Below are 16,610 nucleotides of genomic sequence, written 5' to 3'. Positions count from 1 at the left end.
AAAGATAAGGGCCTCTCCCCCGCTTTTGCGGAAAAGAGGCCCTCGGTCAATCGGCTTGTCGATCAGGCCACGGCGGCCTTGAGCGCCTTCACCAGATCGGTCTTTTCCCACGAGAACGAGCCGTCGCGGCCCGCCTTGCGGCCGAAATGGCCATAGGCGGCGGTCTTGGCATAGATGGGCTTGTTGAGATCGAGATGGGTGCGGATGCCGCGCGGCGTCAGGTCCATGACCTGGGCCAGGGCCGTTTCGAGCCGCGTTTCGTCCACTTTGCCGGTGCCGTGCAGGTCGACATAGATCGAGAGCGGCTCGGCGACGCCGATGGCGTAGGACAGCTGGATGGTGGCGCGATCGGCCAGGCCCGCGGCAACCACGTTCTTGGCGAGATAGCGCGCCGCATAGGCGGCCGAGCGGTCGACCTTGGTGGGATCCTTGCCCGAAAAAGCGCCGCCGCCATGCGGGGCCGCGCCGCCATAGGTGTCGACGATGATCTTGCGGCCGGTCATGCCGGCATCGCCATCGGGGCCGCCGACGACGAATTTTCCGGTTGGATTGACATGCCAGACCGTATCGCCGTCGATCCAGCTCTCGGGCAGCGCGGCGCGAATATAGGGCTCGACGATTTTCCGCACATCGGCGGAGGTCAGGCTTTCATCCAGATGCTGGGTGGACAGCACGATCTGGGTCACGCCCACCGGCTTGCCGTCCTCATAGCGCACCGTCACCTGGCTCTTGGCATCGGGACCAAGCACGGCGGCCGGGCCCTGGCCCGACTTGCGGGCCTCGGTCAGGGCCTCGAGGATCTTGTGGGCGTAATAAATCGGCGCAGGCAGCAATTCGGGAGTCTCGCGGCTGGCATAGCCGAACATAATGCCCTGGTCGCCGGCGCCGACATCCTTATTGCCGCTTTCATCCACGCCCTGGGCGATATCGGCCGATTGGCCATGCAGCAGCACGTCGATCCTGGCGGTCTTCCAGTGAAAGCCCGATTGTTCATAGCCGATGGCCCTGATCGCCTTGCGGGCGGCCGATTTGAACCTGGACGGATTGACCACCGGAGCGCCGGCAGCATCGGTAACGATCTTGCCGTCCTTGCCCTTCTTGAGCAGAGTTTCGGGCACGCGCACTTCCCCGGCGATGATGACCCGATTGGTGGTGGCCAGCGTTTCGCAGGCAATGCGCACCTGGCCCGGGTCCATGCCGGTCTTCTTGGCTTCCTTGAAAACTAGGTCGACGATCTCGTCGGATATGCGGTCGCAGACTTTATCAGGATGACCTTCGGAAACCGATTCCGAAGTGAACAGATAGGAGGATCGGGCCACGTTAAACCTCTTTGCAAGTGGCGAGGGCGCACGCGGTAGTGCGCGTGTGGAGACACTTTCCCCACACTTTCAGGCCCGTTTCTCGCAGGTCCATTCCAGGAAAGCAAGGGCCATATAAAGAAGGCTTTATATCGAAGCCGGGGCAACGCCGGCGGTGCCCCGGCAATTCCGGCCGCGGAGACGGGACGCCTTTCCTTGGCTCTCGCTCTGTGCCAAGGAAAGGCTGGATATCATTGCTGGACGAGATTATGGCCATCAGAGTGCATCGCGGCGACCTGCCCGATCTTTCCAATTACGGTCGCGAAGTGGCGATCGATACCGAGACCATGGGCCTGCACCCCCATCGCGACCGGCTCTGCGTGGTGCAACTTTCGCCCGGCGACGGCAGCGCTGACGTGGTGCAGATTCCCCAGGATGCGATCGAGGCGCCCAATCTGGTGAAGCTGCTCTCCGATCCCGGCGTGACCAAGATTTTCCATTATGCCCGCTTCGACGTGGCGGTGTTGCAGCACCGTTTCGGGGTGGTGACCGGCCCGGTCTATTGCACCAAGATCGCGTCCAAGCTGGTGCGCACCTATACCGACCGCCACGGCCTCAAGGACCTGGCGCGCGAGCTTCTCAATGTCGACATGTCCAAGCAGCAGCAGAGCTCGGACTGGGGGGCGGAGAAGCTGAGCGATGCCCAGCTCGACTATGCCGCTTCGGACGTTCTCTACCTGCACGACCTCAAGCGCCATCTCGACCGCATGCTGGCGCGGGAGGGGCGGACCGAACTGGCCCGGTCCTGCTTCGAATTCCTCAAGACGCGTTGCGCGCTGGACCTGCTGGGCTGGGAAGAAACCGACATTTTCGCCCATAGCTGAGCCGGATCATCCCCATGGCAGGCGCGACGGCACAATTGCAGATGTACCAGCGCCTCGCGCGGCGCAACCGGTTCGTCGCCATGCTGCGCCTCGGCATTCCGGCCATGGGCCTCGTGGTGCTGGCCGGGCTGATGGTGCAGATCTATCTCGCCAGCTTTACCGGACGGTTCGGGGTGGGGCGCATCGAAGTGACGCCGGAAACCATCATCGTCGACGCGCCCGAATATGCCGGCATATTGTCCGACGGCTCGGCTTATAGGGTGTGGGCGGAAACGGCACAGGCGCACCGGGCGCGCACCGATCTCATCGCTCTCAGCGGCGCGCATCTGGTCATCGACCGGGTGGACGGGGTGCAATTGCAGATCGATGCCGCAGCGGCGCAGCTGGACATGGCTGGTCAGATCACCACCATACCGGAACTGGCCGATATTGCCGATTCCACCGGCATGACCGGAACGCTCACCGATTCGGTGTTCGACTGGGAGGCACAGACGCTCAATACCAAGGGCGCCGTCAGCATCGACAATGCCGATGGCTCCACCGTTCGGGCCGAAGGCTTGGTCTATGACGCCGAAGCCGTGGTCTGGACTTTTTCGCGCGCCGTCGTCACCCTGCCCATCGCGACCGGAGAAAAATCCATTTCCGGTCCAGGAGATTGAGCCCATGCGCCTAATGCGGCCCGTTTTTGCCCTTCTCGCCGTCCTGCTGCTGACGCCTGGCGCGCAGGCGCAGCGGCTGGTGGAAATCACCTCGGATCTGTTCGTCATGAACGAGGCGGCGCGCGAAGCCGTGTTTACCGGCAATGTCGTGGTGGTCCATCCCAGTGTCACGGTGTGGGCGCCCAGAGTCGTGGCCACCTATGGCGACGGCGGCACCAGCGATATCCGCACCTTCGAGGCGCTGGGCGGCGAGGTGCGCCTGAAGACCCCGGACCAGGATGCAATCGGCGACCATGCCGTTTTCACCCCCGCCGACCAGCTTTTGCGCCTGACCGGCAATGTGAAGGTCACCAATGCCAGCGGCGTCGTCGATGCCAGCGAATTGGTCGTGAACCTTGAGACCAATATCTCGACCTTCACCAGCCCCGATGGCGGGCGCGTGACCGGTATCTTCAACTCGCAATGAGCGCCGAACCCGCCCGTCCACGCATCGATCAGAAAGGCTGGCTGGTGGCGCATGGCCTGGCCAAGAGCTTCGGCAAGCGCGCCGTGGTCCGCGACGTGTCGCTGGCGGTGCGGCGCGGCGAGGCGGTTGGCCTGCTTGGGCCCAATGGCGCCGGCAAGACCACGGTCTTCACCATGATCATGGGCCTGGTCAAACCCGATGCCGGCAAGATCCTGCTCGATGGACAGGTGATCACCCATCTGCCGCTGTTCCAGCGCGGGCAGTTGGGCATCGGCTACCTGCCGCAGGAGCCCTCCATCTTTCGCGGGCTGACCGTCAGAGGCAATATCATGGCGGTGCTGGAAAATGCGGTGAGCGGGCGCGCGGAGCGCAAGCGAAAGCTGCAATCGCTGCTGGAAGAATTCTCCATCACCCACCTGGCCAAATCCAACGCGCTGGCCCTGTCCGGCGGCGAACGCCGCCGCGTCGAGATCGCCCGGGCACTGGCCGCCGACCCCGCCTTCATGCTGCTCGACGAACCCTTTGCCGGCGTCGACCCGATCGCCGTGGCCGAGGTGAAAGGACTGGTGCGGCAATTGACCCAGCGCGGCATCGGTGTGCTGGTCACCGACCATGCCGTGCGCGAGACCCTGGGCCTGGTGGACCGGGCCTATCTCATCCATGGCGGCAAGGTGATGATCCAGGGCCGGCCCGAAACCATCTCCGCCGACCCGGAGGCGCGGCGCGTCTATCTGGGTGAGAGTTTTTCGATCTAGGCTGGCGCCGGGCAATTGGCACGAAACTTGCTCAAAACTTGCTGTCGATCGCGAAGCGGGGCATGGTACGCGCGGAAAGCAGCCGGAAACGGCTGGAAATTCGCACCAGAGACCGACGCATGGCGCTGACGCCGCGGCTGGAATTCCGCCAGTCCCAAAGCCTGACATTGACGCCGCAATTGATGCAGTCGATCCGGCTGCTGCAATTGAGCCATCTCGAACTCAACGATTTCGTCGACGCCGAATTGCTGCGCAATCCGCTGCTCGAGCGCGAAGAAGGCGGCGGAGAGGATGGCGGGCCGGCCGAGGCACCCGAACGGCAGACGGAAATGAGCGCCTATGAGGACACCTATACCTCCGGCGAGCGCGTCAAGGATGCCGACGAGATCGCCGAAAGCTATGACACGGCAGTGGAGAACGTCTTTCCCGATGCCATTGCCCAGGATCTGGGCCAGAGTGGCGGACCAGACCGCAATGGCCGTTTCGAGGCCGGCGAAGCCCCCGATATCGACCAGTTCGTCGCCAGCCGCCCGCACCTTGCCGATCATCTCGAAGCCCAGGCCAATATGCTGCTGCGCATGCAGGCCGACCGGCTGATCGCCCGGCATCTGATCGACGGGCTCAACGAGGCGGGTTACCTCGTTGTTGAAACCAGCGCCGTGGCCGAATTGCTCGGGGCCGAAATCGAGGATGTCGAAGCGGTGCTCGCGGTGTTGCAGACCTGCGAGCCGGCCGGTCTCTTTGCCCGCAATGTCGCCGAATGCCTGGCCATGCAATTGCGCGAGCGCGACCGGCTGGACCCGATGATGCAGCGGCTGATCGACAATCTGCATCTGTTGGCCGAGCACAATATGCCGGCGCTGCTGAAAGTGCTGGGCTGTGACCGCGAGGACCTGGCGGACATGCTGGCCGAATTGCGCCGGCTCGATCCCAGGCCGGGCTTCGCCTTCGACAGCGCCCCGGTCGAAGCGGTGGTGCCCGATGTCTTCGTGCGGCCCGGCCCCGATGGCGGCTGGCAGGTCGAACTCAATTCCGACGTGCTGCCGCGGGTGCTGGTGAATCGGGTCTATTATGCGACGGTGACCAGGAAGACGCGCAATGGGGCCGAGAAGACATTCCTTTCCGACTGCCTCGCCAATGCCAACTGGCTGACCAAGAGCCTCGACCAGCGGGCCCAGACCATCACCAAGGTCGCCGCCGAGATCGTGCGCCAGCAGGATGGCTTCCTCACCCATGGCGTGGCACATCTCAAACCCATGACGCTCAAAATGATCGCCGAGGCGATCGAGATGCATGAATCCACCGTGTCACGGGTGACGGCGCAGAAATACCTGGCCACGCCGCGCGGCCTGTTCGAGATGAAGTATTTCTTCACCACCGCCATCGCATCCTCCGATGGCGGCAGCGATCATTCGGCCGAAGCGGTGCGCCACCGCATCAGGCAATTGATCGATGCGGAGCCGGCCAACGCCATCCTCTCCGACGACAATATCGCCGAATTGCTGCGCCAGGAGCAGGGCATCGAACTGGCCCGCCGCACCGTGGCCAAATATCGCGAGGGCATGAATATCCCCTCTTCGGTGATCCGGCGGCGGCAGAAGAAGGATCTGGCCGCGCTCGCGTGACTCTCCGGACAATCCGGTCCCGCCAACCCCTTTCCTGGCTTAAGAAGCGCCCTCCACCGGGCTTCGGCAGAGCGCACCGGCCAAGATGCACAAGCGCTTGATCGGCGGAAGGCAATGGGGTTAACCTGCCATCATTGCCCACAAATTCTCGCGCTGGCCATGACCTCGCCTGCAAAACGGTTCGTGCACGAACAGCTCTCGCGGGCCGGCATCATTGTCGGCTCTTCCAATGCCGATGTAACGATCACCGACGAGCGGCTCTATGAGCGCATCCTGCGCCAAGGCACGCTGGGCCTGGGTGAAAGTTACATGGATGGCTGGTGGGAGGCCGAGCGGCTCGATGCCTTCCTCTTCAAACTCGCCAAGGCCCGCATCCAGGACGCCTTTCCGCGCGACCTGCCGCTGCTCTGGAGCATTTTGCGGGCGCGGCTTTTCAATCTCCAGCGCCTCAGGGCCCGCGAAGTGGGCGAAAAGCATTACGATATCGGCAACGATCTCTATAGCGCCATGCTGGACAGGCGGATGGTCTATTCCTGCGGCTATTGGGCCGAAGCCACCACGCTCGACGCAGCGCAGGAAGCCAAGCTCGACCTTATCTGCCGCAAGATCGGGCTGCGGCCGGGCATGAAAGTGCTCGATATCGGTTCGGGCTGGGGCGGATTTCTGCAATTCGCCGCCGAGCGCTACGGCATTTTGGGACTTGGGGTTACCGTCAGCCAGGAACAGGCGGCACTGGCCAATCAGCGCAGCAACGGCCTGCCCATCGAAACCCGGGTGATGGATTATGCCGCTCTGGAGGGCCAGTTCGACCGCATCGTCTCCATCGGCATGTTCGAACATGTGGGCTACAAGAATTATCGGTTTTACCTGGAGAAGGTGCGCCGGCTCCTCAAGCCCGAGGGATTGTTCCTGCTGCATTCGATCGGCGGCAATCATTCCAGCACGCATGGCGATCCCTGGGCAGAAAAATATATTTTTCCCAATGGGATGCTGCCCTCCATCGCGCAGATCGGCGCGGCCATGGAAGGCCTGTTCGTCATGGAGGACTGGCACAATTTCGGCGCCGATTATGATCGGACCCTGCTGGCCTGGCGGGACAATTTCGATGCGGCCTGGCCGACGCTTTCGACCCAATATGACGAACGCTTTCGCCGCATGTGGCGCTTTTATCTCTCGGTGTTCGCGGCTCTGTTCCGGGCGCGGCAGATCAATCTCTGGCAGATCGTGCTGTCGCCCGAAGGCGTTGCTGGCGGCTATAGGCGGGTGAGTTGAGCACAGGCCGGGATTCACGTGAAACCTTCGGCCAGCCGAAGCGTGACTCGCCCCATCCCGGCCAGACCCCGGCGGGCGTCAAAAGATCGAGCGGCGCAATGGCAGCTTGATCGGGTGCGCAAATCCCCCTTCGAGATCGGACCAGAAGCGGCCGCGCAGCACTTCGGGGAAAATGTGACCCTCCGGGAGCGCCTTGCGCGAGAACCAGCCCGCTTCGCTGATCGCCTCGCCCTCGGCTGGATTGGCGCTGACATCGATCGATCCAGAGAGGTAGTCGGCGAGGAACCAGAATTTGACGATCCGCCCCCAATCGTCGACCAATTCATCGATATAGGCCATTGGCCCCGTTCGCACACGAATGCCGGCCTCCTCGAAAGTCTCCCGCTCGGCGGCTTCGCGCAGTTCCTCGGCACCCTCCGCGCCGCCGCCGGGACCCGCCCAGAAATCATGGATGCCGGGCCGGCAATGGCGCACCAACAGGATATTGCCCTCCCGCAAGGTCAGGGCGCCGGCGGAAATGCGGTGTTTCACGAGGGTTCTCCGGCTCTGTCAGGCGGCACCGAATCTGAGCCTGTAGCTCAGGGCTTCGGCTATATGCGGGCGCGCCACTTTATCGGACCCGGCAAGGTCGGCAAGGGTGCGCGCGACTTTCAGGACGCGATGATAGGCGCGGGCCGAAAGATTGAACCGTTCGGCCGCTTGCAGCAGGAGGACCTGGCTTTCGCGATCCGGCTCGACCAGCTTTTCGATCAGCGCGGCCCCCGCCGTGGCATTGGTCGATATATCGGGATGACCGGCATCGGCGAAGCGGCGACGCTGGCATTCGCGGGCGGCGGCGACGCGCCTGGCCACGGAGGCCGAGGATTCGGCAGGGGCCGCAGGCGCGATCATGTCGGTGGCCGAAACCGCCGGCAGATCGACACGGATATCGATGCGATCCAAAAAGGGGCCGGAAATGCGCCCCTGATAGTCGGTGACGCAGGCAGCGCCGCGCCGGCAGACATGGCCCGGCGTGCCCGCCATGCCGCATTTGCAGGGATTCATCGCCGCGACCAGTTGGAAGCGGCTGGGATAGGAGACGCGCGCATTGGCGCGGGCGATCACCGTCTCGCCACTTTCCAGCGGCTGGCGGAGACTATCGAGGACGCTGGGCGAGAATTCGGGCAATTCATCGAGAAACAGCACACCATTATGGGCTAGGCTTACCTCCCCCGGACGCACTTTGAGCCCGCCGCCCACCAGCGCGGCCATGGACGCGGAATGGTGCGGGGCGCGGAACGGACGCCGGTCGGAAAGCGCCCCGCCGGCCAGTTCGCCGGCAATGGACTGGATCATGGAGACATCGAGCAATTCCCTTGGGCCGAGGGGCGGCAATATCGAGGGCAATCGCATCGCCAGCATGGACTTTCCTGCGCCCGGGGGGCCGATCATCAGCAGATTGTGGCCGCCGGCCGCCGCCACTTCGAGCGCGCGCCGGGCCAAGGCCTGTCCCCGCACCTCGGCAAGATCGGGCAATTCGCCCGCCGCCCGCAAATCCCGCCCGGGCCGGGGGCGGGCCTGCAATTGACGACCGGTGAGATGATTGGCCAGAGCCAGCAGGGTATCGGCGGCGAGAATGTCGATCTCCTCCCCGGCCCAGGCCGCTTCGGGGCCGGAGGCGGCCGGACAGATGATGCCGCGATTCCGGCCTTGTGCCGCGATGGCGGCGGGTAGTACGCCGCCGACATGGGCCAGCCTGCCATCAAGGCCCAATTCGCCCAAAGCCAGAAAGCCGTCCAGGCCATCCTGGGGGATGACACCGAGCGCCGCCATCAGGCCCAAGGCGATGGGCAGGTCGTAATGGCTACCCTCCTTAGGCAGGTCGGCAGGGGCGAGATTGATGGTAATGCGCTTGGGCGGCAGGCCCAGCCCCGAAGCGACCAGGGCGGCACGCACCCGCTCGCCGCTTTCCTTTACCGCCTTGTCCGGCAGACCGACGAGAATGAAGGCGGGAATGCCCGGCGCAATCTGCACCTGCACGTCGACGGGCACCGCCTCTATGCCCTGAAAAGCCACTGTCGCAACGCGCGTGACCATGTCGCCTGTCCCCGATCCCTATCGGAAGCTAGCAAAACAAACCGGACCTCGCAAGAACGTATGGCGAACGCAATAGGGCGCGTTAACCATGCCCGCTGCCACAATGCTTAACCTAAAGCTCCGTTAACCTGGCCATGTTGAATGAAATGCCAGGTTTTGTTCTGCGTACCGAGTGTTCTGATCGATGGCCGCCGCCCGGATTTCCCGTTCCGCTTCTACTTTTTCCCGCGGCCTGATCGCCGGGCTGGTTGCTGTCGCCCTGGCGGCCTGCGCCAGCGGCGGCGGGCTCTATGGCGCCATTCCCGGCGACAACAGACCCCATTCCGGCGTCGACCGAGCGCGCGCCATGCCCATTCAGGGCATCGATGTGGCGCGCTATCAGGAGAATGTGGATTTCCCCAAGGCACGCGCCGCCGGCATCCATTTCGTCTTCATGAAGGCCACCGAGGGCAAGGATTATATCGATCCCGATTTCCAGCGGAACTGGATCAGGGCGCGCGATGCCGGCATGCCACGCGGCGCCTATCATTTCATGACCTGGTGCTCGCTGGCCTCGGAACAGGCCGCCTGGTTCGTCCGGAACGTGCCCGCCGATCCCAGCGCCCTGCCGCCGGTCCTCGACCTGGAATGGAACAATCACTCCAGCTGCAAGACCAAGCCGAACCGGGCCGACGCGCTGGAAAAGATCCGGCTGATGCTGGAGGTCATGGAACGCCATACCGGCAAGCTGCCGATCATCTATACCGACATGAATTTCCATCGCGACATCCTGGAAGGCGAGTATTTCCCCAATGCCTTCTGGCTGCGCTCCACCGCCGCCGAGCCGCATGAGCGCTACAAGAACCGTCCCTGGACCTTCTGGCAATATAGCCAGACCGGCGTGGTGCCGGGCGTACGCGGCGAGGTGGATCGCAACGTGTTCTACGGCAATAGCAACGACTGGCTGATGTTCCTCTCGACCGGCTGCGATCCCCGCGCCATCGCAGCGCTGCAAGCCAGCGGCAGATGTCAATTCGCCAAATAGATCGGTCATGCGGGATTGCTGAACACGCCTATCCAATGATGAGCACGGCAATCGTTCGTTAACCATAAAATGAAAGGATCGCGGCAAGACCCCCCAAGGGCCATGGCCGGCCAACCCCGATGCCGCCGGCTTTCTCGCGGAGCAGGCTGTGGCCGGACGAAATTGGACATTGCTGCTCTTTGCCACCATCGGGCTGCTTCCCGCGGGCGTCGTCTTGGCCGACCCGCCGGGGCCGGACGGGCCGGAATATGACAGCGAGCGGCTGCAACCGGGCCTCTATCCGGTCGCGCCGGGAAGCGGCACCTTCAGCGCTGGAAGCGAGCCGGCCCATCCGCCCTTTCACTTCGACTGGTCCGTCGGCCTCAAGGGCGCCTATACCAGCAGCAGCACCGAGGGCGGCAGCTTCCTCACCACACTCAACCCGGCCTTCACGGCCAAGCATGACGGGCGACGCGCGGATCTTGTCATCGAAGGGACCGCCGAGATGGCGCGGCCTTGGGACGATAGCGAAACCTTGGGCCTCACCGCGCTTCGCCTCGGTCTTTCGGCGAATATGGCGCTGGATAAGAGCACCAGCCTCAGCGGCGCGGCCGCGCTCGATCTCCGTCAGCCATTGCCAAACACGCCGGGGCTCGACCCGCTAATCGCCCAACCGCCCCAGATATTGAGCGGCTCGGCGGGACTTGGCGTCGACCGGTCTTTCGGCAAGGTCAATCTGGGGCTCAAGACCAATCTCGAACGGACAATCCATGGCCCCACGATCCGCACCGATACCGGCTCCACCGACAATTCGGATCAAAATCTGTGGCAGGCCGATACCAGCCTGCGCGCCGGCGTCCAGATCACGCCGATTTTCGAGGTTTTCGGCGAGGCCGCGCTGGGCCGCGACATGTTCGACGCCGCCTCGCCTGCCCTGGGCGTCAGGACCGATGCGACCAGCACGGCCCTGCGCGGCGGCATAGCCGGCAGCTGGAACGGCGTTATCAGCGCCAGCGCCTCGATCGGATTGGGTCACCATAATTTCGACGCCGCGGGCCTGGCCGATATCACCGCCCAGCTCTACGATGCGAGCCTGGTCTATTCACCGAACTCGACCGTCAATCTCGCCGCTTCGCTCGCCACCAATATCGAGCCGACCGGCGCCGATGCCAAGGGCACGGCGCGGGTAACGCATGTCGCGACCGCCAAGCTGGACTATACGGTCAATTCCTGGCTGCGCCTGCGCGCCTCGACCGATTGGGGGCTGTCGGTATTGGAAGGCAATGGGGAAATCGAGCACCGGCGCGGCTTTGGCGCCGGCGCCGATTATGTCGTCAACGCGCATACGGCCCTGTCGGCGGAATATGCCTTTGCCCACCGCGACAACAGCAATAGCGGTCTGCTCGATACCCATAGCATCGGCGTCGGGATCACGCTCAAGCGCTAGGCTAGAGCCGGTCCTCCAGATCGAGCTTGCGCAATTCCCGCACGAAACCGGACCGGATATCGTCGCGATCCAGGGCATAGACGACATTGGCGGTGAGAAAACCGATCTTGGAGCCGCAATCGAAGCTCTGGCCCTGATATTTGACGCCGGTAAAGCGCTGCCGGGTCATCAGTGTCTGCATGCCGTCGGTCAGCTGGATTTCGCCACCGGCGCCGCGCGGCTGATCGGCCAGAAGCGCAAAGATTTCTGGCTGCAGGATGTAGCGTCCCGAAATGATCAGATTTGAAGGGGCATCCTCGCGCCTGGGCTTTTCCACCATGCCATCGATGACAAAGCCGTGGTCCGGGCCCTCGCCCCTGGCCACGACACCATAGGAGGAGATTTCGCTTTCCGGCACCTCTTCGACGGCGACGACATTGCCGCCGGTTTGCTCGTAGCTGTCCATCATCTGCTTGAGCACGCCCGGCTCGCCCTTGAACAGCATATCGGGCAGCAGCAGGGCGAAAGGATTGTCGCCGACAATATGGCGGGCGCACCAGACGGCATGGCCAAGCCCCAAAGGTTCCTGCTGGCGGGTGAAGCTGGTGCGGCCGGCCGAGGGCAGGTCCTGCTGCAATTCCCTGAGCGCGGCGTTCTTGCCACGGGCTTCCAGCGTGGTTTCCAGTTCGAACTGGCGATCGAAATGATCCTCGATCACGCCCTTGTTGCGGCCAGTGACGAAGACGAAGTGCTCGATGCCGGCCTCGCGGGCCTCATCCACCGCATATTGGATCAGCGGGCGATCCACCACGGTCAGCATTTCCTTGGGCATCGCCTTGGTTGCAGGCAGGAAGCGGGTTCCCAGCCCGGCAACGGGGAAGACGGCGGTGCGGACGCGTTTGGACACGTGAATTTCTCCCTTGTGGACGCATGACTGGCGTAAAGCTAAATCAACGCCTGACAGATATCGTTGCGTTCAGTTAGCATTTCTATTGCGGAGAGCAAAAGCATGACCGTTCTGGTAACCGGCGGCGCCGGCTATATCGGCAGCCATATGGTGCTCAACCTGGCCGATAGCGGCGAAGACGTGGTCGTGCTCGACAATCTCGTCACCGGCTTTGACTGGGCCGTGGATGGCCGGGCGCGGTTCGAGCGGGGCAATGCCGGCGATATCGAATTGGTGCTGCGGCTCATCGAGAAGCACAAGATCACCGAAATCGTGCATTTCGCCGGCTCGATCGTGGTGCCCGAATCGGTTGCCGATCCGCTCAAATATTACGCCAACAATACCGCCACCTCGCGCAATCTGATCGAGGCGGCCGTCAAGGGCGGGGTGAAGAACTTCATTTTCTCGTCCACCGCCGCGGTCTATGGCATGACTGGGCTGGCGCCGGTGGTCGAGAATACCCCCCTCAATCCCATGTCGCCCTATGGCCGCTCCAAGCTGATGACCGAATGGATGCTGGCCGATGTGGCCGCCGCCCACCCGATCACCTATGGAATATTGCGCTATTTCAACGTTGCCGGGGCTGATCCGGGCCGACGCTCGGGCCAGTCCACGCCCGAAGCCACCCATCTCATCAAGGTCGCCTGCCAGACCGCCCTCGGCCAGCGCGAGAAGATGAGCATTTTCGGCACCGATTACGAGACGCCGGACGGCACCTGCATCCGCGATTATATTCACGTCACCGATCTCATCGACGCCCATGCACTGCTGCTCGAGCACCTGCGCAAGGGCGGCACCAGCACGACGCTCAACTGTGCCTATGGGCGGGGTTTTTCGGTACGGGAGGTGGTCGATACGGTACGCAAGGTGACCGGTGCCGAATTGCGCGCCGACGAAGCCCCGCGCCGCGAGGGCGATCCGGCCTCGATCACCGCGACGGGGGAGAAAGTGCGGAAATTGCTCGGCTGGGTTCCCCGGCACGACGATCTGGAGGAAATCGTCGAAACGGCCTATAATTGGGAACGCCATTTGATGACCCGCAATCGCTGAGCGGATCGAGGCCATCCGGGTGTCGACCGGCCGCGTAACCACATGTCACGCGCGCGCGTGCGGCGTGGTCTTGCATCGGCCGGGATGCTAAAAGGCGGCAGAAGGTCCGGACATATCGATGAAGCGGCTCGTCCTTTTTCTGCTGATTGCCGTTATGGCGCTTGCCGAGACCGGCCCGGCGTTCGCGCAAATGCAGGCCGGCGACCGCATGCTCGTCGCCCAGCAGGAAGCGCCCCGGCGCCGTACATTGTTCGACCTGCTGTTCGGTGAGCAACCGGCACCCGCCGCTCCGGTACAGCAGCCCCAGCCGCGCCAAAGCGCGCCGAGGGCGACCCTGCCGCCGGCGCCGGTCCAGCCGGCCATCGACAAGGCCCCCGATGCGACCCGGCTGGCCGTCTTCGGCGATTCGCTGGCCATCGATCTGTCGCGCGCCCTGGAGCGTTTCTACGCCGAAGACCCGAACCTGGTGGTTATCGGGCAGGGCGTCAGTTCGTCGGGCTTCGTTCGGGACGATTATTTCGACTGGAACAAGGCTCTGGCCGAACAAATCGCGGCCGATAATTTCGACATCGCCGTCGTCATTATCGGCATCAATGACCGGCAGGAAATCCGCGCCAACGGCCAGACCTATCCGGCGCTCAGCGATGGCTGGATTTCGGCCTATCAGGGCAGGCTCAATGCCTTTCTCGGCCAATTGCGGGCGGCGCGGAAACCGGTGGTCTGGCTGGGTCTTCCACCGATGTCGCGCTCGGAATATTCCGCGGCCATCAGCCAGATCAGCGCCCTGCACAAAATGGCGGCCTTTTCCGGAGGAGCGGAATTTCTCGACATCTATGACCGCTTCGTGGGCGAGGACGGGCGCTATTCCTCTCATGGCCCCGACGTCAACGGGCAGAACGCGTTGATGCGCAAGGATGACGGCATCCATTTTTCTAGCGCCGGCTCGGACAAGCTGGCTTTCTATATCAGCCAGGCAATCCGCAGCTTCTATCGCGGTGGCGGCGTCAGCATCGCCATTGCCGATCCGCTTCTGGGCACCGACGCCGCAGCCATGCTGCGCCCCCCCTATCAGGGGCTGGGTCAGGACCGGCTGCTGGAAGTGGCGGGCGCCGTCATGCCCTTGAGCCGGGCGCCGCAGCGGGCGGATGATCTGGTCCTGGCGGTCAATCCGCAGGAATCGGGACCGGGCTTCACGCTCGACCAGCTCGTCCGGGCGCCGAATGGCCGCGTCGACGCTTTCGGGGTCGGTGTCGAGCCGCAAGCCGATGGAGAAGAAGCCGGATTTCAGTAATCCGGCGGCAGCGCCGACATCGGGTTCGGCATTTCCGAGCGCACGGCGCTGACGGCGGAGACATTGGCCGACAACATGGCGAAGATCAGAAATAGCAGGGCCGCGGCCAGGCGCATCGACTGTCCTCCAGAGCAACGGGCTCTGGTGTGCGCTCCTGCCCCGACCAGGTCAAGGACAGCGTTAAGACTTGCTTAATGCCGCAATTTTGATTGAAATTGCCAGTCAGACGCTACTCAGCAGACCGCTTGACTGGATGCCGTCGAAGACGAATTGCACGGCAAGGGCGGCCAGCAGAATTCCAACAACGCGTGACACCACCGACAGGCCGGTGAGGCCCAGCAGGCGCTGGATCGGGATGGCGATGAGCAGGGTCAGCCAGGCCAGCGCCAAGGTCACAACGATAGCCGCCAGCACCAGCCAGAATTCGAGATCGGATTTGGCGCCAGTGGTCAGCAGGATGACGGCGCTGATGGCGCCGGGACCGGCCATGAGCGGCATGGCCAGCGGAAATACCGAAATATCGTGGCTCTGGCGGGCTTCGACCTCTTCTTCATCAGTGGTGCCGGTGCCGCCCGAATGCCGGGCGAACACCATGTCGATGGCGATCAAAAATAACAGGATGCCGCCGGCGGTGCGCAGGGCGGGAATGGTGATGCCAAATATGTCGAGGATGGCGTGGCCCAGGACGGCGAAGAACAACAGGATCGCCAAAGCCACCAGCACGCCGCGCGTGGCGAAGGTGCGGCGTTGCGCTGCCGTATTGTCCTTGGTCAGGGCGGCAAAGATGAAGGCGATGTCGGCCACGCCCACCGTGGCGAACAAGGTGGCGAATGCGACAAGGAATGAATTCATGCCCGTTCCCCGGCCCAAAGCCAAGGATTAGGGCATTTGTGCCTTGCCGCCAAGCCCGGTTCAGCCGCGCCGCCGCTCGATGGCATCCCAGATCAAGACCGCAATGTCAGGCCCGCCGAAACGCTTGATCTCCCGGATACCGGTGGGGGAGGTGACGTTGATCTCGGTAAGGTAGCCGCCGATGACGTCGATGCCGACAAAGATCATGTCGCGCTCCTTGAGCGCCGGGCCGATGGCGGCACAGATTTCGTGCTCGCGCTCGGTCAGGGCGGAGAGCTCGGGCCGTCCGCCCACATGCATGTTGGACCGCGCTTCGCCAGCGGCGGGAATGCGGTTGAGGCCCATGACCGGCTCGCCATCGATGATGATGATGCGCTTGTCGCCCTTGCGCACATCCGGCAGGTAGCGCTGCACCATGAAGGGCTCGCGATAATTGACCTCGAAGAGTTCGAGGAGGCTGACGAGATTATGGTCGCCTTCCTGGATGAAGAAGACCCCGGCTCCGCCATTGCCGTAGAGCGGCTTGACGATGATGTTGCCATGCTCCTTGCGGAAGGCATGAATCTCGTCCCGGTCGCGCGTCACCAGCGTCGGAGGCATCAGGTCGGGAAATTCGGTGACCAGGATTTTTTCCGGCGCATTGCGCACGGCGGCGGGCGGATTGACCACCAAGGTCTTGGGATGGATGCGCTCCAGCATGTGGGTGAGCGTGATATAATTCATGTCGAAGGGCGGGTCCTGACGCATCAGCACCACGTCCTGGGTGGAAAGATCCACCCGGCTGGCCGCGCCCAGGCTGAAATGGGCGCCCTTTTCAGCATCGGTGACGGTGACCGGCTGGGCCAGGGCGCTCACCAGATTGTCCCGGAGGGACAGGGTATCGGGCGTATAATGCAGCAGTTCATGACCGCGTGCCTGGGCCTCCAGCATCATGGCGAAGGTGGAATCGCCGCCAGGATTGATAGAGGCGATATGGTCCATCTGGACAGCGACTTTGAGCGACATGG

General features: G+C 63.4%; 17 protein-coding genes. 10 read left to right on the top strand and 7 right to left on the bottom strand.

Features of this window, described 5'->3' with window-relative positions; translation table 11 throughout:
• Positions 1-62: 62 nt before the first annotated feature.
• Positions 63-1,319 carry a methionine adenosyltransferase gene (metK, locus tag O9Z70_RS15755; RefSeq protein ID WP_286020386.1) on the bottom strand — a complete coding sequence of 419 codons (1,257 nt, stop codon included), beginning with the start codon at positions 1,317-1,319 and terminating at the stop codon, positions 63-65.
• 248 nt (positions 1,320-1,567) lie between these two features.
• Between metK and O9Z70_RS15750 the strand changes: the two genes are divergently transcribed.
• From O9Z70_RS15750 to cfa, 6 genes are all read left to right on the top strand, one after another.
• On the top strand, positions 1,568-2,182 hold the full coding sequence (locus tag O9Z70_RS15750; protein ID WP_286020385.1) for a ribonuclease D: 615 nt from the start codon (positions 1,568-1,570) through the stop codon (positions 2,180-2,182).
• 14 nt (positions 2,183-2,196) lie between these two features.
• Positions 2,197-2,841: a hypothetical protein gene (locus O9Z70_RS15745; protein WP_286020384.1), complete on the top strand. Its 645-nt coding sequence runs from the start codon at positions 2,197-2,199 to the stop codon at positions 2,839-2,841.
• A 4-nt stretch (positions 2,842-2,845) separates the two neighbouring features.
• Positions 2,846-3,307, top strand: coding sequence for an LptA/OstA family protein (locus O9Z70_RS15740; protein ID WP_286020383.1), 462 nt, complete (start codon positions 2,846-2,848; stop codon positions 3,305-3,307).
• Positions 3,304-4,062: an LPS export ABC transporter ATP-binding protein gene (gene lptB / locus O9Z70_RS15735; protein ID WP_502870138.1), complete on the top strand. Its 759-nt coding sequence runs from the start codon at positions 3,304-3,306 to the stop codon at positions 4,060-4,062. Before O9Z70_RS15740 ends, lptB begins: the two co-directional genes overlap by 4 nt.
• 119 nt (positions 4,063-4,181) lie before the next feature.
• On the top strand, positions 4,182-5,687 hold the full coding sequence (rpoN, locus tag O9Z70_RS15730; protein ID WP_286020382.1) for an RNA polymerase factor sigma-54: 1,506 nt from the start codon (positions 4,182-4,184) through the stop codon (positions 5,685-5,687).
• A gap of 159 nt (positions 5,688-5,846) precedes the next feature.
• Positions 5,847-6,959: a cyclopropane fatty acyl phospholipid synthase gene (gene cfa / locus O9Z70_RS15725; RefSeq protein WP_286020381.1), complete on the top strand. Its 1,113-nt coding sequence runs from the start codon at positions 5,847-5,849 to the stop codon at positions 6,957-6,959.
• A gap of 78 nt (positions 6,960-7,037) precedes the next feature.
• Here the strand turns inward: cfa and O9Z70_RS15720 are convergent, their stop codons facing one another.
• A complete protein-coding gene (locus O9Z70_RS15720) occupies positions 7,038-7,490 on the bottom strand; it encodes an NUDIX domain-containing protein (protein WP_286020380.1) in 453 nt (150 codons plus the stop codon).
• 18 nt (positions 7,491-7,508) lie between these two features.
• Positions 7,509-9,035, bottom strand: a complete 1,527-nt coding sequence (locus tag O9Z70_RS15715) for a YifB family Mg chelatase-like AAA ATPase (RefSeq protein WP_286020379.1) — start codon at positions 9,033-9,035, stop codon at positions 7,509-7,511.
• A gap of 184 nt (positions 9,036-9,219) precedes the next feature.
• On the opposite strand from O9Z70_RS15715, the gene O9Z70_RS15710 reads away from it, so the two are divergent.
• Positions 9,220-10,059 carry a glycoside hydrolase family 25 protein gene (locus tag O9Z70_RS15710; RefSeq protein ID WP_286020378.1) on the top strand — a complete coding sequence of 280 codons (840 nt, stop codon included), beginning with the start codon at positions 9,220-9,222 and terminating at the stop codon, positions 10,057-10,059.
• A 148-nt stretch (positions 10,060-10,207) separates the two neighbouring features.
• Positions 10,208-11,485, top strand: coding sequence for an outer membrane beta-barrel protein (locus O9Z70_RS15705; protein WP_286020377.1), 1,278 nt, complete (start codon positions 10,208-10,210; stop codon positions 11,483-11,485).
• 1 nt (position 11,486) lies between these two features.
• Here O9Z70_RS15705 and galU read toward each other — a convergent pair whose 3' ends face one another.
• Positions 11,487-12,371, bottom strand: a complete 885-nt coding sequence (gene galU / locus O9Z70_RS15700; protein WP_286020376.1) for a UTP--glucose-1-phosphate uridylyltransferase GalU — start codon at positions 12,369-12,371, stop codon at positions 11,487-11,489.
• A 102-nt stretch (positions 12,372-12,473) separates the two neighbouring features.
• Between galU and galE the strand changes: the two genes are divergently transcribed.
• A complete protein-coding gene (gene galE, locus O9Z70_RS15695; protein WP_286020375.1) occupies positions 12,474-13,460 on the top strand; it encodes a UDP-glucose 4-epimerase GalE in 987 nt (328 codons plus the stop codon).
• 118 nt (positions 13,461-13,578) lie between these two features.
• A complete protein-coding gene (locus tag O9Z70_RS15690) occupies positions 13,579-14,751 on the top strand; it encodes a DUF459 domain-containing protein (protein ID WP_286020374.1) in 1,173 nt (390 codons plus the stop codon).
• On the opposite strand, the gene O9Z70_RS15685 is transcribed toward O9Z70_RS15690, so the two are convergent.
• The 3 genes from O9Z70_RS15685 to gshB form a co-directional block, all read right to left on the bottom strand.
• Positions 14,745-14,867, bottom strand: coding sequence for a hypothetical protein (locus O9Z70_RS15685; protein ID WP_286020373.1), 123 nt, complete (start codon positions 14,865-14,867; stop codon positions 14,745-14,747). The two genes, O9Z70_RS15690 and O9Z70_RS15685, sit on opposite strands and share 7 nt — an antisense overlap.
• Positions 14,868-14,973: 106 nt before the next feature.
• The gene (locus O9Z70_RS15680) at positions 14,974-15,603 is read right to left on the bottom strand and encodes a MarC family protein (protein WP_286020372.1); all 630 of its coding nucleotides are present in this window, start codon (positions 15,601-15,603) and stop codon (positions 14,974-14,976) included.
• Positions 15,604-15,663: 60 nt separating this feature from the next.
• Positions 15,664-16,608, bottom strand: coding sequence for a glutathione synthase (gshB, locus tag O9Z70_RS15675; RefSeq protein WP_286020371.1), 945 nt, complete (start codon positions 16,606-16,608; stop codon positions 15,664-15,666).
• Positions 16,609-16,610 lie beyond the last annotated feature (2 nt).

The organism is Devosia sp. YIM 151766, from assembly GCF_030285925.1.
GTDB lineage: Bacteria > Pseudomonadota > Alphaproteobacteria > Rhizobiales > Devosiaceae > Devosia.
The sequence above is the reverse complement of the archived record's forward strand: the minus strand, read 5'-3'. Positions and strand labels throughout refer to the sequence as shown.